General features: G+C 36.2%; 13 protein-coding genes. 8 read left to right on the top strand and 5 right to left on the bottom strand.

Features of this window, described 5'->3' with window-relative positions:
• The first annotated feature begins 223 nt into the window (after positions 1-223).
• Both serC and AC3ITD_RS08085 read left to right on the top strand, forming a co-directional pair.
• Positions 224-1,297 carry a 3-phosphoserine/phosphohydroxythreonine transaminase gene (gene serC / locus AC3ITD_RS08090; RefSeq protein WP_265798730.1) on the top strand — a complete coding sequence of 358 codons (1,074 nt, stop codon included), beginning with the start codon at positions 224-226 and terminating at the stop codon, positions 1,295-1,297.
• A 93-nt stretch (positions 1,298-1,390) separates the two neighbouring features.
• Positions 1,391-2,341, top strand: a complete 951-nt coding sequence (locus AC3ITD_RS08085) for a D-2-hydroxyacid dehydrogenase (RefSeq protein WP_265798731.1) — start codon at positions 1,391-1,393, stop codon at positions 2,339-2,341.
• A gap of 179 nt (positions 2,342-2,520) precedes the next feature.
• Here the strand turns inward: AC3ITD_RS08085 and AC3ITD_RS08080 are convergent, their stop codons facing one another.
• Together AC3ITD_RS08080 and AC3ITD_RS08075 are read right to left on the bottom strand one after the other, a co-directional pair.
• Positions 2,521-3,048, bottom strand: coding sequence for a hypothetical protein (locus AC3ITD_RS08080; protein ID WP_265798732.1), 528 nt, complete (start codon positions 3,046-3,048; stop codon positions 2,521-2,523).
• 236 nt (positions 3,049-3,284) lie between these two features.
• Positions 3,285-4,064, bottom strand: coding sequence for an SAM hydrolase/SAM-dependent halogenase family protein (locus AC3ITD_RS08075; protein ID WP_056848893.1), 780 nt, complete (start codon positions 4,062-4,064; stop codon positions 3,285-3,287).
• Between the two features lie 103 nt (positions 4,065-4,167).
• Between AC3ITD_RS08075 and AC3ITD_RS08070 the strand changes: the two genes are divergently transcribed.
• The 5 genes from AC3ITD_RS08070 (at position 4,168) to AC3ITD_RS08050 (ending at position 8,009) form a co-directional block, all read left to right on the top strand.
• The gene (locus tag AC3ITD_RS08070) at positions 4,168-5,127 is read left to right on the top strand and encodes a PhoH family protein (RefSeq protein WP_489365543.1); all 960 of its coding nucleotides are present in this window, start codon (positions 4,168-4,170) and stop codon (positions 5,125-5,127) included.
• Between the two features lie 147 nt (positions 5,128-5,274).
• Entirely contained in the window at positions 5,275-5,553 is a 279-nt protein-coding gene (locus AC3ITD_RS08065; protein ID WP_265798734.1) for a hypothetical protein, read from the top strand.
• Between the two features lie 123 nt (positions 5,554-5,676).
• Positions 5,677-6,621 (top strand): phosphoribosylaminoimidazolesuccinocarboxamide synthase, encoded by a 945-nt coding sequence (locus AC3ITD_RS08060; RefSeq protein WP_265798735.1) that lies wholly within the window; start codon positions 5,677-5,679, stop codon positions 6,619-6,621.
• Between the two features lie 35 nt (positions 6,622-6,656).
• On the top strand, positions 6,657-7,034 hold the full coding sequence (locus AC3ITD_RS08055; protein ID WP_056848896.1) for an STAS domain-containing protein: 378 nt from the start codon (positions 6,657-6,659) through the stop codon (positions 7,032-7,034).
• A gap of 69 nt (positions 7,035-7,103) precedes the next feature.
• Entirely contained in the window at positions 7,104-8,009 is a 906-nt protein-coding gene (locus AC3ITD_RS08050; RefSeq protein WP_489365540.1) for a ribonuclease Z, read from the top strand.
• A gap of 178 nt (positions 8,010-8,187) precedes the next feature.
• Here the strand turns inward: AC3ITD_RS08050 and AC3ITD_RS08045 are convergent, their stop codons facing one another.
• The 3 genes from AC3ITD_RS08045 to AC3ITD_RS08035 form a co-directional block, all read right to left on the bottom strand.
• Entirely contained in the window at positions 8,188-9,141 is a 954-nt protein-coding gene (locus tag AC3ITD_RS08045; RefSeq protein ID WP_489365538.1) for an MlaD family protein, read from the bottom strand.
• Positions 9,142-9,311: 170 nt separating this feature from the next.
• Positions 9,312-10,088 carry an N-acetylmuramoyl-L-alanine amidase family protein gene (locus AC3ITD_RS08040; protein WP_265798737.1) on the bottom strand — a complete coding sequence of 259 codons (777 nt, stop codon included), beginning with the start codon at positions 10,086-10,088 and terminating at the stop codon, positions 9,312-9,314.
• Between the two features lie 20 nt (positions 10,089-10,108).
• Entirely contained in the window at positions 10,109-10,972 is an 864-nt protein-coding gene (locus AC3ITD_RS08035; RefSeq protein WP_489366649.1) for an N-acetylmuramoyl-L-alanine amidase family protein, read from the bottom strand.
• Positions 10,973-11,046: 74 nt separating this feature from the next.
• Here AC3ITD_RS08035 and AC3ITD_RS08030 point away from each other — a divergent pair, with 74 nt between their 5' ends.
• Positions 11,047-13,704: a putative LPS assembly protein LptD gene (locus tag AC3ITD_RS08030; protein WP_489365535.1), complete on the top strand. Its 2,658-nt coding sequence runs from the start codon at positions 11,047-11,049 to the stop codon at positions 13,702-13,704.
• Positions 13,705-13,707 lie beyond the last annotated feature (3 nt).

The following is a 13,707-nucleotide window of genomic DNA, read 5'->3' as shown; positions in this document are numbered from 1 at the left end:
ACAATCCTTTAAACAACAGGAGGATGTTTTATCGCAATGTCTAAGAAAATTCTATTCGTTTTAGATTAAGGGTAAACATCGTCTTTGCAAATTGCCAAAACAGCAATAAATCAGCTTATTTGGCTCAATTTTTTAACAAAATGTGATTTTTTTGGATAAGATTTTTTAGGCATAACTGCTTTAAAAATTTTACATTTACCGCCATAATCATTTATATAATAAGATGAAGCATAATTTCGGCGCAGGCCCTTGTATTTTACCTCAAGAAGTGTTTAAACAAGCTGCACAGGCAGTTTTAGATTTTAACGATGGATTATCAATTTTAGAAATTTCGCACAGAACAACTGAATTTGAGGCAGTTGTTGCTGAAGCTGATAAGTTGGTTAAAGAGTTATTAAATGTGCCATCGGGTTATTCCGTTTTATTTTTGCAAGGCGGTGCAAGTTTGCAATTTGCAATGGTACCCATGAATTTATTGGGCGATGGACAAACAGCAAGTTATTTAGATTCGGGTGTTTGGGCTACCAAAGCGCTAAAAGAAGCTAAATTTGTTGGTAATGTGAATGTTGTTGCATCATCCAAAGATTCGAATTATACTTTTATTCCAAAAGATTTCGAAATCCCTGCTGATAGTGCTTACTTTCACTATACTTCTAATAATACCATTTACGGAACTGAGCTATTTAATGTTCCTGAAACGAGTGTTCCAATCGTTTGTGATATGTCATCGGATATTATGAGCCGCGTAATTGATGTATCGAAGTTCGATTTAATTTATGCGGGTGCACAAAAAAATGTCGGTCCTGCAGGTTTAACCATTGTGATTGTTAAAGATGAGATTTTAGGCAAAATCGATCGTAAAATTCCGTCGATGTTAAACTATCAATCGCATATTGATAATGGTTCGATGTACAATACGCCTCCAGTTTTTTCAGTGTACGTTTCATTATTAAACCTTCGTTGGTTAAAATCGAAGGGTGGCGTTGCAGAGATCGAAAAAGAGAACAAGCAAAAAGCCGAAGCACTCTACAGAGAAATTGACAGAAACCCATTGTTTAAAGGTACCTGTGCTGTAGAAGATCGTTCTAAAATGAATATTTGTTTCGTAATGGAAAACCCTGAACTGGAAAAACCATTCCTAAAGTTTGCAGAAGAACAAGGGATTATTGGTATTAAAGGACACAGAAGTGTTGGTGGTTTCCGAGCATCGATGTATAACGCACTTCCTATTACCAGCGTTCACGCTTTAATTGATGCAATGCAATCATTTGAAGAAAAACAAGCAAAATCAAATTAAGATTTAAATTATACCGCAGATAAGCTAGGGTAAGTACATTTCTGTTATTAAGATCTGTGTAATCTAAAAATCTGTGTAATCATAGAAGTAACAATGATTAAAATATTAGCAAACGATGGGATAGACCCAATCGGAAAAGAACTACTGGAGAAAGCAGGTTTTCAGGTTGATACCGAAACCATTCCTCAAGATCAATTGGCTGAAGCTTTAAAAAACTATGATGCCATTACGGTTCGTAGTGCAACGAAAGTTAGAAAAGAGTTAATTGATGCTGTTCCAAATATCAAATTGATTGGTAGAGGTGGCGTTGGTATGGATAATATTGATGTTGACTATGCCCGTAGTCAAGGTGTCGCGGTGGTAAATACGCCAGCCGCATCTTCATTATCAGTTGCCGAACTGGTTTTTTCTCACTTATTCACAGGCATAAGATTTTTACAGGATGCCAACCGTAAAATGCCTGTTGAAGGATCTACTCAGTTTAACAACCTTAAAAAAGCATATGCTAAAGGAACTGAGTTAAGCGGAAAAACAATCGGAATTATAGGTTTTGGCCGCATTGGTCGTGCTACGGCAAAAGTGGCTTTAGGTTTAGGGATGAATGTTTTAGCTTACGATTTGTTTCCATCAGAATCTGAAATTACTTTGGAGTTTCAGGGCGGAAAATCGGTAAGTATTCCAATAAAAACAGTTTCACTAGATGAAGTAATTGCTGGTAGTGATTTCTTAAGCTTGCACACCCCATTTGCTGACAAACCAATTTTAGGTACAGAAGAGTTCGCTAAGATGAAAAATGGTGTTGGAATCGTAAACTGCTCTCGTGGCGGAACTATCGATGAGCCAGCTTTAATCGAAGCCTTAAATTCAGGTAAAGTTTCTTTCGCTGGTTTAGATGTTTTTAATAACGAACCGACACCTTTAGCAGAAATTTTAACTCATCCAAAAATCTCATTAACACCGCATATCGGTGCATCAACTAACGAAGCTCAAGAACGTATTGGTACGGAATTGGCGACTTTGATTATTGAGCATTTTAAGAAGTAATACAGTTTGCAGAGTTACTAACTTTTAAAAGTTAGTAACTCTACTCTATTTCTCAATCCAAAGCTTTGGTTAACACCCAATAGCGGTAACTCAGTATCGCTTTTTGAAAAGTGGTCAACTTATTCGGATCCTTTTTTATTAAACTTGGCAAGATTGCATTATTTATCTTTACCAAAACTTTAAATACTGCCTTTCTCATACTTTTTATATCGCTGTAGTTTCTTATTGAAGAAGTAAAATCCGCCAGCCATTATCAGAATTAAGAATATGATAAAATAGGTTGATAAGCCTCCACCATTTTTTTTGGACAGATCGCTGTTTAGTTTTTCGTTTTGATCTTGAAGTTTCTTAATGGTTAACATATAGTTTTCAATTCTTTCTTGCGAATTGTCGGCTACAGCAACCTTCTTTTGATTCTCCAGATCCTTGTAATCCATTAAAACCTTCAGCTCTTTGAAAATATTATTATCCGTTAGTACAACCTGGCGTAGAATTTCATTCGAGTTTTTTATATCCTTTTTAGTTTGCCAGCCGAATATTCCTGTGCGTTGATTTAAGCTTTCATCATATTGACCAAATTTCGCACTTCTTTCTGCAAGCAGTGAATTAACTTTAACACGTTGGGCCGCATAAGATGCTGTATCTTGTTGAGCAAAAGTTTGAAAACTTATGAATAGGATGGAGAGTAAATAAAAATATTTCTTCATGTGGTAATAAACGTGAAAAGAGTAGAAGTTGTTTGAACGCTTTGGTTATTGGTTCATTTGTCATTAGTTCATTGGTTTGCAACGTGGTATTTTGCTTTCGTCATTGCGAGGCACGAAGCAATCTTACAACAATGGTTACAGAAAACGTATTTAGATTGCTTCGTTCCTCGCAATGACGGCCATTCAGGTATGGCGTGCGTGCTAACTTCAGCTTCGTTCTTTAATCTTTCATCTCTTTAAGGATGGAATTCAACCCTAACGATATCGCCTAGGTGCAAACCGAGCAAACCGCTGGCTTTGCCTTTGTTTATTGCAATTTCTAAGTGGTTGCTAATTCCAAACAAGCATAGCTTTTCGCCTTCCTGAACTTCGTTGTAATGCCAGCTTAACTGGGTGATGGTTTCGCTTTTTCTAAAATACAATGTAAAATCGCGATTCTTCTGAATTCTGGTAAAAAGGTCTTTGGTGATGTTAGTAATTACGTTACAAAAAGTATCGATGTAAACTACACTCCCACGAATGATATCACGCTCAATAACAGGATGTAAAAGCATCTTTTGCTCAATTTCTGCTACAGGTAAACCGATGTCCTTCAGTTTCCCGCCTTTTGCCAAATGGGTTGCAGCTTTCACAAAGATATCAACCAATGGGAAGTGAAGATATTTCAAATCCTGCATAATATTTAATTCTACAACATCTTCCGGAACATCATCAAAAAGCAATGAAAAAATACCATTATCAGCGCCAACGAAATAATGATCACGGTGTTTAACTGCAATATACTTGGTGTTTTCACTGTACACTGAATCTATTCCAATCAAGTGTACCGTATTCTTCGGGAAATATGGATAAGCATTCTTTAAAACGAATGCAGCATAAGAAATATTAAAAGATGGAACTTCATGGGTAATATCAACTAAGTTAACGTTAGGCATAAGACTTAACAGACTACCTTTAAGGGCGCTCTGGTAAAAATCTTTTGAACCTAAATCTGTTGTTAAAGTAATTATACCCATTAAAAATTCGTTATTATTGCTTATTCTTGTGTAGAGGCGTAAGCGTCTGCAAATATTCAAATTTTAATTAATATACCCCGATAACTTTTTAAAATACTACAGTTTGAACGAATTAAAATTAACTCTGGATACCGTAAATCCTGCTCACTTTTGGGGGGCAAATAACGAGAATTACGAAATGATTAAAGGTGCTTTCGCGAAATTAAAACTGGTAGCGAGAGGGAGCGATGTTAAGGTTCTCGGTGATGAACAGGAACTTAAGGCATTCGAAGATAAGTTTAACCAGCTGGTGGCTCACCTTGAAAAATATAGCTCATTAACCAATAATGATGTTGAGTCTATTCTAGGCGCAAAGGCTGCCGGCGTTGCAAAAAAAGATGTAGAGCAACCAACTGGTGGCGGTGGAGAAGTAATAGTTTTCGGCACTAACGGCTTGTTGGTGAAAGCAAGAACAGCCAATCAGCGTAGAATGGTAAGCAGTATTGCTAAAAACGATATTCTTTTTGCAATCGGTCCGGCGGGAACTGGTAAAACCTACACTGCGGTTGCGCTAGCTGTAAGAGCGCTAAAAAACAAAGAAATTAAGCGGATCATTTTAACTCGACCGGCGGTTGAGGCAGGAGAGAATCTCGGTTTCTTACCTGGAGATTTAAAAGAGAAAATCGATCCTTATTTACGTCCACTTTACGATGCCTTGGATGATATGATTCCGGCAGAAAAGCTAAAGTTTTATATTGAAAATAGAACCATCGAGATTGCGCCATTAGCTTTTATGCGTGGTCGTACATTAGATAATTGCTTTGTGATTCTGGATGAAGCGCAAAATGCGACAGACATGCAGTTGAAGATGTTTTTAACGCGTATGGGGCCGACGGCTAAATTTATTGTTACAGGTGATGTTACACAAGTCGATTTGCCAAAAAAACAAATGTCTGGCTTGTTTAATGGATTAAGGATTCTTGAAGATATTAAAGGCATCGACATCATTTACCTAAGCGGTGAGGATGTTGTCCGTCATAAATTGGTTAAAGATATATTGAAAGCTTACGGCGATATTCAGTAAGATAGCGGTTGCGAAGGTGGTTGTCCCTTTGGATTTGTTTCAGGGAGTTGATAGCATGAAAGGTGCTGAAATAAATTCAGCATGACGATGAGGAAAAGCTAGATATTATTTATTGTTCTTCAATAAAACTTCAGTTAGATTAATTTTATGGAAACTATTAGCCTTCAAAATGATTTAAAATTTTCGCTTGAGAAATTGCCTCACACCATAAGACTAATCATTTCAAAAGATGACGAAGAATGGGTATGTCGAAAGGAAAAGCTTAAAAAGCTATTTGAATTTACAGAAACTCAGGATGAGTATCTTTTCAAAGGAAGACTGCAACTATTCAAATCAGAAGATAAAGTTAATATTAAAGTTAAAAACGAATTTGTCGCAACGGTTTTAAAAGACGACTTTATCAGAATATTAAACAGATTGAAATAATTTTAACCTGATAGCCAACCGAGCTATCAGGTTTTTTAGTGACTATATTTTTAACTCTTGACTCCAGACTTTCCGACTTCGGACTCCAGACTTTCAAGACTTTTTTACTATTTTTATCGCCTCATGAAAGCACAAAAAGAAACAAACTTCAAATTTCCAAATCAGAGCAATTTTTATAAAGGTAAAGTACGCGATGTGTACACCATAGCTGATAAATTAATGGTGATGGTCGTTTCAGATCGGATCTCTGCATTTGATGTAGTTTTACCAGAAGCCATTCCATTCAAAGGCCAGGTTCTAAACCAAATTGCAGCCAAATTCTTATCTGCAACCCAGGATATCGTTCCAAATTGGGTTTTAGCTGTTCCAGATCCGATGGTAACTATTGGCCGTATTTGCGAACCTTTTAAAGTGGAAATGGTAATAAGAGGCTATTTGGCAGGGCATGCGTGGCGTGAATACAGTGCAGGAAAACGTTCTGTTTGTGGCGTTTCTTTGCCCGATGGCTTAAAGGAAAATGATAAACTACCTCAGCCAATCATCACCCCAACAACTAAAGCATCTGTTGGTCACGATGAAGATATTTCAAGAGAAGATATCCTTGCAAAGGGAATTGTTTCATTGGCTGACTATGAAAAGCTGGAAGAATATACTTACGCTCTATATCAGCGTGGAACAGAAATTGCTGCGAAAAGCGGATTAATTTTAGTTGATACTAAATATGAATTCGGTAAAGCCGATGGTGTAATCTATTTAATTGATGAAATTCATACTCCAGATTCGTCCCGTTATTTTTACGCCGATGGTTACGAAGATCGTCAAAAAGCCGACGAACCTCAAAAACAACTTTCTAAAGAGTTTGTACGGAAATGGTTGATCGAAAATGGCTTTCAAGGCAAAGATGGTCAGGTTATTCCAGAAATGACTCCTGAGATTGTAAATTCAATTTCAGAACGATACATAGAACTTTATGAGCATATTGTTGGAGAAAAATTTGTGAAAGCTGATGCTGATTCCATTTCAAGTCGCATAGAGAGCAATGTTACAAAGGCTTTGGAAACGCTTTAAATTTTTATACATTAGTAAAATAAAGATTAGAAGAGATGAAATTTTCAGTTGACAAACACGATAAATACGTAACCTTAAAGTTAAAAGAACCTAAGTTTACAAATGATAATTCGCCAGGTTTAAAATCTGAATTGTATTTACTTAATGCAGAGGGTTTTAAGAATATTATTGTTGATTTGAGCCATGTTAAAGAATGCACTGATGCGCAGGATTTAAGTTGCTTATTAGTAGGTGACAGACTTTGCAAATCCGCTGGTGGATTATTTATCGTAACTGGTATTAATGATGAAATTGCACCAATTATAGAATTATCAAACATATTTCAATCTGTAACGTTTGTTAATACATTAGAGGAAGCTACTGATTTCATCTTTATGGATGAATTGGAAAAAGAGTTCAGAGGCGCAAAATAACATACTTATAAATACAACACTGGCCTCGTAGTTTTCAAAAACCTACGAGGCTTTTTATATCACTAGAATATGAAATTTGAGGTTACAATTCTTGGAAGCAGTTCGGCAACTCCTGTTTTTAATAGGAATCCATCGGCGCAGCTTTTAAATTGTAATGAAAAATTTTATTTAATTGATTGTGGTGAAGGTACACAACAGCAGCTCACCAAGTATAACTTAAAAGCCGCAAGAATTGACCATATTTTCATTAGCCATTTGCATGGCGATCATTATTTCGGTTTGATTGGTTTGCTTTCCAGTTTACATTTAAACGGTCGAACAAAGTCCATGCAAATTTTTGGACCGAAACCACTTTTAGAAATTCTAGAGATCCAGTTTAAATATTCGGATACGATTTTAAGATACCCGCTGGAATTTTTTGCCATCGGAGCAGACGTATCAAAGCAAATATTTGAAAATCAGGATTTGATTGTGGAAACGATTGTACTCAATCATCGCATTCCTACAACAGGTTTTATTTTTAAGCAAAAGCCAAGACAACGTAAGCTGATAAAGGAAAAAACTGATGAGATTCCGATGGCTTATTACACTGCCTTGAAAAAAGGAGTTGATGTTGAATTGCCTGATGGACAGGTTTTAAAAAGTGAAGACTATACTACGCCTGCAGATCGGCCCAGATCTTATGCTTACTGTTCGGACACGCGGTATGATGAACGCTACTTTTCAAGCATCAAAGACTGTGATACCTTATATCATGAAGCTACCTTTATGCATGAGCTTTTAGATAGGGCAAATGAAACTCACCATACTACTGCGTTACAAGCAGGAGAGGTGGCTAAAATTAATGGCGTGGAGAAATTACTGATTGGTCATTTTTCATCTCGATATAAAACGCTTCAAATGTTATTGGAAGAAACCCAATCTGTTTTCGAAAATACTGAGCTAGCCATTGAGGGAAGAACCTTCCAGTTGTAAACCAAAAGAATTTTTAAACCTTATTTCAGCGGTATCCTTTTAACTTTTTCTGTTAAAAGATTTAGCGGAAAGAAGGAACGAGCTTAAGTATTTGAACTTCAATTGCTTTTCTTAATATTTTAAACGAAAAAAGCCTTTCAACTTAAAATTGCAAGGCTTCTCACTTTTATAGAATAGACTATTTGTCCTTTTTGTTTCCACCGCCAAATACAGAGAAATGAACGTAGCGCTTAGGATTTGCTTTCAAATCTATCATCAACTCATCCAGATTTTTAGATGCATTATTTAGGTTCTGATACATTTTATCATCATTTAATAATAATCCCAAACTTCCTTTTCCATCTTTGATACCGGAAATTACACTTTGTAAATCGGCGATGGCATTATTGGCATTATCTAAAGTTTGTTTAAAATTAGCAGCAGCAAACTTATCTGTAACTGTATTTATGTTTGTTAGGATGTCGCTAATTTTTTGATTGTTATTGTTTAAGTTGGCAGTAATACCTTCAACATTTTTAAAAATAGCCTCTATGCGGGCACTTTCTGATCCTACTAAACCATCAACTTTTTTAGATGTTGTTTCTAATGATGCCAATGTTCCTGCAATACTATTAAAGCTCTTGTCAACATTTTTCTGGAAATTTGGATTTAAGATAGAATTCACGCTACTTAAAATAGAGTCCATTTTTCCAATAATTAATTCCGCTTTCTTCTGTACAGGTTGAACTTGTTCCATCAAGCCTTTTTCTACGTTGGCATTTAATGTGTAGCCATCTTCAGCCATTTTTTTTGAGTTACCTAACGACATTACAATCGCCTTGCTACCTAAAAGGTCAGTTCCCTCTAATCGAGCAATACTATTTTCTGGAATATCATATTTGCTATTGATGCTCAAGGTAGCCAAAATAGTTCCACCAGGTTCTAGCTGCAGTTTTGCAACCCGGCCGATCTGGTATCCGTTAATTAAAACAGGTTTAGAAACGGATAATCCGTCCACTCTGGTATACCTTGCAAACAAGGTAGTTTCGCTAGAAAAAATGGAATTACCTTTTAAAAAATTGTATCCTATAATGAGTAAAGCGATGGCAAATGCTGCTAAAATACCTACTTTGGTTTCGTTTTTAATCTTCATGAGTGTTTATCTTTGACGGATACAAGCGGTAAAATTAGTAATTATTACTTGTCCGAGGCGTAATTCTTTAATTTATAGTGCAAATATATGTTGTTATTACATAATGCTTACACAGTTATTTTTGTTTGGTGAATAAGTGGTTTTATACCACTTAAAAACTAATTCTACTATTATTTTACCTCAACAGATTTTTTGTAGCTCTTAATTGCAGCCAATATCGAATCTGCAATTTCATTCTGACCTTTTTCAGAGTTGATGTATTTCTCTTCTTCTTTATTCGATATGAACCCAACCTCAGTTAACACGGCTGGCATTCCACATCTTTGAAGCACCAAAACCCCCTGTTCTTTAACCCCCCGGCTTGCCCTTTTATCTCTGCTGATGTAACTTGTTTGAATGAGTTTCGCAAATTTAATGCTTTTATCGCGAAACGTATTTTTTAGTAATGATAAAAGAATGAACGTTCCCGGATTATTTGGATCGTAACCATCGTATTTGCTTTTATAGTTTTTCTCCAGTTTAATATCGGCATTTTCTCTAATCGCAGCATCTTGTTCCTTTAATCTATGGGATCCTGCAACAAGTGTTTCGGCACCTTTTATGTGTTTATTTCCGGGAGGCATCGAATTGCAATGAATGGAGATAAAAAGATCAGCATTGGCATCATTGGCTATTTCAGCCCGTTTATATAAGTCCACATCAACATCCTTCGTTCGGGTGTAGATTACTTTAACGTCTGGTAATTCTGCCCTTAACTTTGCGCCTAATTTAAGGGCAACTTTTAATGCAATCGCTTTTTCGGTAGAAAAACTCCCAGATGCACCGGGCTTTTTACCTCCATGGCCAGGGTCGATAACAATTGTCTTAATTTTATATCCTTGAGCAATAGAGTGGCTTGGGATGAAAGGAAATATTAAAAGTAGAAAGGCTAGAAGTTTGATCTTCATTTTGATAGGGATGGGGTAGATTAGAAAGATGTTTCGGCAATACGTTTATAGTTTTTAATCGCTTTAATTATTCCATTAACAATTTCTGTTTGACCTTCTGCGGAGTTCATATAATCTTCCTCATCGGGATTACTTACAAAACCAATTTCAGTTAAAACTGCAGGCATTGATGCTCTCGCTAATACTGCCAAACTTTTTTCCTGCACGCCGCGGTTAATTCTGCCAGCATTGATATATTCTTGCTGTAAAAGCGACGCAAATTTTAAACTTCTTTCTCTATTGGTTTGTTTCATCAAAGAAAGCATAATGTCATTCTCAGGTGTATTGGCAATAAAACCTTCATAGTTTTTCTGATAATTATCCTCTAAAAACATCGAAGCATTTTCCCTTTTGATTACTTCATCTTGCTCTCCTAAACGGCCTGTACCAGATACAAAGGTTTCCGTGCCCCGTGTAGAGGTACTTTTCGAAACGACAGAACGGTAAACAGGAACTTTTCTACCCTTAACTTTTTTATAATAATCAACCACTTTCGATACCCTTACCGGCATATCATTCAAGTGAATAGATATAAATAAATCAGCTTTTGCATTATTAGCGATGTTGATGCGTTCGTACAAGGGAATGAAAACGTCAGTTTGCCTCGTGTAAATTACTTTAATATCTTTTATACTATCTTGAAGTGCTTTACCCAAGTTAAGTGCTGTTTTTAAAGCAACATCTTTTTCTTTAGAATAAACACCATGCGTGGCGCCATCCTTTCCTCCATGACCAGCGTCGATTACGATTGTTTTAATTTTATATTCTTGCGCAAAGGCTTGATTATCAATTGTATTGAATAAAGTAATACAAATAATAAATGTTAAAATGGTTTTAAGATACATCAATGGTATATTTTTCACTAATTTTGAACGTTTTTGATTAAACATTTGTGCAAAAATAACATTCAAATACGAATTTGAAACTTCTTACTAGCTCTATTTTACTAATTTCTGTCATTTTATTAACACATGGTGTTGGTAAAGCTAACGCATTTTCTTCTTTTTCATTGCAACAAATAATCCAGCAAGACACATCAAAAAGAGATACATCGAAAAAAGCATCTCCAAATAATAGTGGTTTGGATCAAAAAGTAGAGTACCGGGCCGATTCAGTTCGTTTCAGCAAGAACAAGAGTATTATATACATGTATGGAAACGCCAGGGTAAATTATGGCGACTTCGAACTCGATGCAGATTATATCCGTTACGATTCGCAAAATAAACTGATTTTTGCCAGTGGAAGAACGGATTCTAAAACCAATAGATACGTTGGTAAACCGATATTTAAATCGGGAACCGATGGTTCTGCAATAGCCGATTCACTTTATTATAATTCTGAAACTACTAAGGCAAAAGTTTACGGTGTATTTTCTGAGCAGGAGGGTGGCTTTTTCTCCGGCGGACAAAGTAAAAAACAAATTGATGATGAGTTGCACATTAAAAATGTGATGTACAGTACCTGTAATTTGCCTCATCCTCACTTCGGGATTTTGATTACAAAAGGTATTGCCACGGAAAAGCAGATTATAAGTGGACCAATGTACATGGTTTTTGAAGGTGTACCTACGCCTATAGGTTTACCATTTGCATTTTTTCCTAAACCTAATAAAAGAACTTCAGGCATAATTTTACCAAGTCCTGGCGAGGATGCAACACGTGGTTTCTTTTTACAAAATGGGGGTTATTATCTTGGTTTAAACGATTACTGGGACGCTAAATTGCTGGGAAGTATTTACACGAATGGTTCTTACGAGACCAATTTGACCAGTAACTACATCAAAAGATATAAATTTAGCGGAAACGTAGGTATTAGCTACAACAGTGTGAAAAACGGTTTAGAGGGCACTGAAGCTTTCGAAAATCCGAATAAGGATTTTAGCATTAGGTGGTCGCACTCGCAAAACGCAAACGCCAACCCCGGAACAACTTTTAGTGCCAGTGTTAACGTTACTTCAAGTAGCTATTACACCAATAGTCCTGCTAATTTGAACTACGATTTAAATGCGATTGCAAACAATACCACCAATAGTAGTATCAGTTATTCCAAAACTTTTTCCAACAATATGAATTATTCGTTATCGATGACGAGTAATCAGACCTTGCGCACAAGGGATGTATCGATTAGGTTACCCGATGCAACTTTTAACGTGCCAACTTTTAGTCCATTCGATTCAAAAACTCGCGTGGGGGAGCAAAAATGGTATCAGAAAATTACCATTGGATATGCTTTACAAGGAACGAATGCCATAGATACAAAGGATAGTTTACTGTTTCAAAACGACGGTTTAAAGCGACTGAGATCTGGTTTCAGTCACAGCATTCCCATCAACATGTCGTTTACAGCCCTAAAATATCTAAACTTCTCTTTGGGTGGTAGCTATAACGAGGTTTGGAATTTTCAACATATCAATAAAAGATTTACAAGTTTCGATGATGGAACCTATACAGAAAGGATAGATACTTTAAGCGGTTTTAAAAGAGCCGGAAGTTATAGTCTTTCTACCAGTATGTCTACCAAAATTTATGGTCAAAAGAAGTTTAAGAATCTGGGGAACATTATGGCTATGCGCCATGTAATTACACCTAACGTTTCATTTAATTATTCGCCAGATTTTACTAAAGCAGGTAGAGGTCCGTTTTTGGCGGCAATTGATCAAAATGGTAAAGAAATAAGAGATACTTATCAGCAGCCGTTAACCTATTCTGTTTTCCAGGGGATGGCTTATCAAGGTTCTTTTCCAGGCAAGGCTGCCGCTATCGGTTTCGGTGTAGATAATACGGTGGAATTAAAAGTTAAATCGAGCAAAGATACCACTGGTACCGGAGAGCGAAAAATTCCAATTATTCAAGGTTTAAGTATTTCTGGTTCTTATAATTTTCTGGCTCCGAGAAATAAACTTTCTACCTTGAGTTTTAACGGTCGTTCTCAGTTTACAGATAAATTAGGAATTAACTACAATGGTACGTTCGATCCTTATGATTTAGATGAAAGTGTAGATCCTGTTACCGGACAAAGAACTTTTACGCGAAGCAATAATTTCACCCTGAGGAGAGGTGGCCGCTTAGCCCGACTAACTAACATCGGATTTTCATTCGATTACAGCTTAAATCCGGATGCCTTGAAAAAGAAAAATGAAGCCAATGATAAATTGAGCGAAACTGCAAAGGAAAAAGGCTTATCGCCATTGCAATCAGAACAATTGGCTGCCATCAGCAGAGATCCAAATGCTTTTGTAGATTTCAATATTCCATGGAATTTCTCATTCTCTTACAGTTTTCAATACAGTAACGATTTTGGCGTAAGTACAACAAGTAATACGCTAAACTTTAATGGAGATTTTAATCTGACACCTAAGTGGAAATTTACTTTCAATTCGGGTTACGATTTTCAAAATAATGGGTTAACACCAATGAACATAGGAATTTACCGCGACTTACATTGTTGGGATATGAGTGTGAATTGGGTTCCTTATGGTGCTTATAAGAGTTATTCTGTAACATTAAAAGTTAAGGCCTCAATTCTTCAAGATTTAAAATTGAGCAAAAGACAAGGTTTCTACAATACATACCAGTAAATT

The organism is Pedobacter sp. KH_004 (assembly GCF_057840755.1).
The sequence above is the reverse complement of the archived record's forward strand: the minus strand, read 5'-3'. Positions and strand labels throughout refer to the sequence as shown.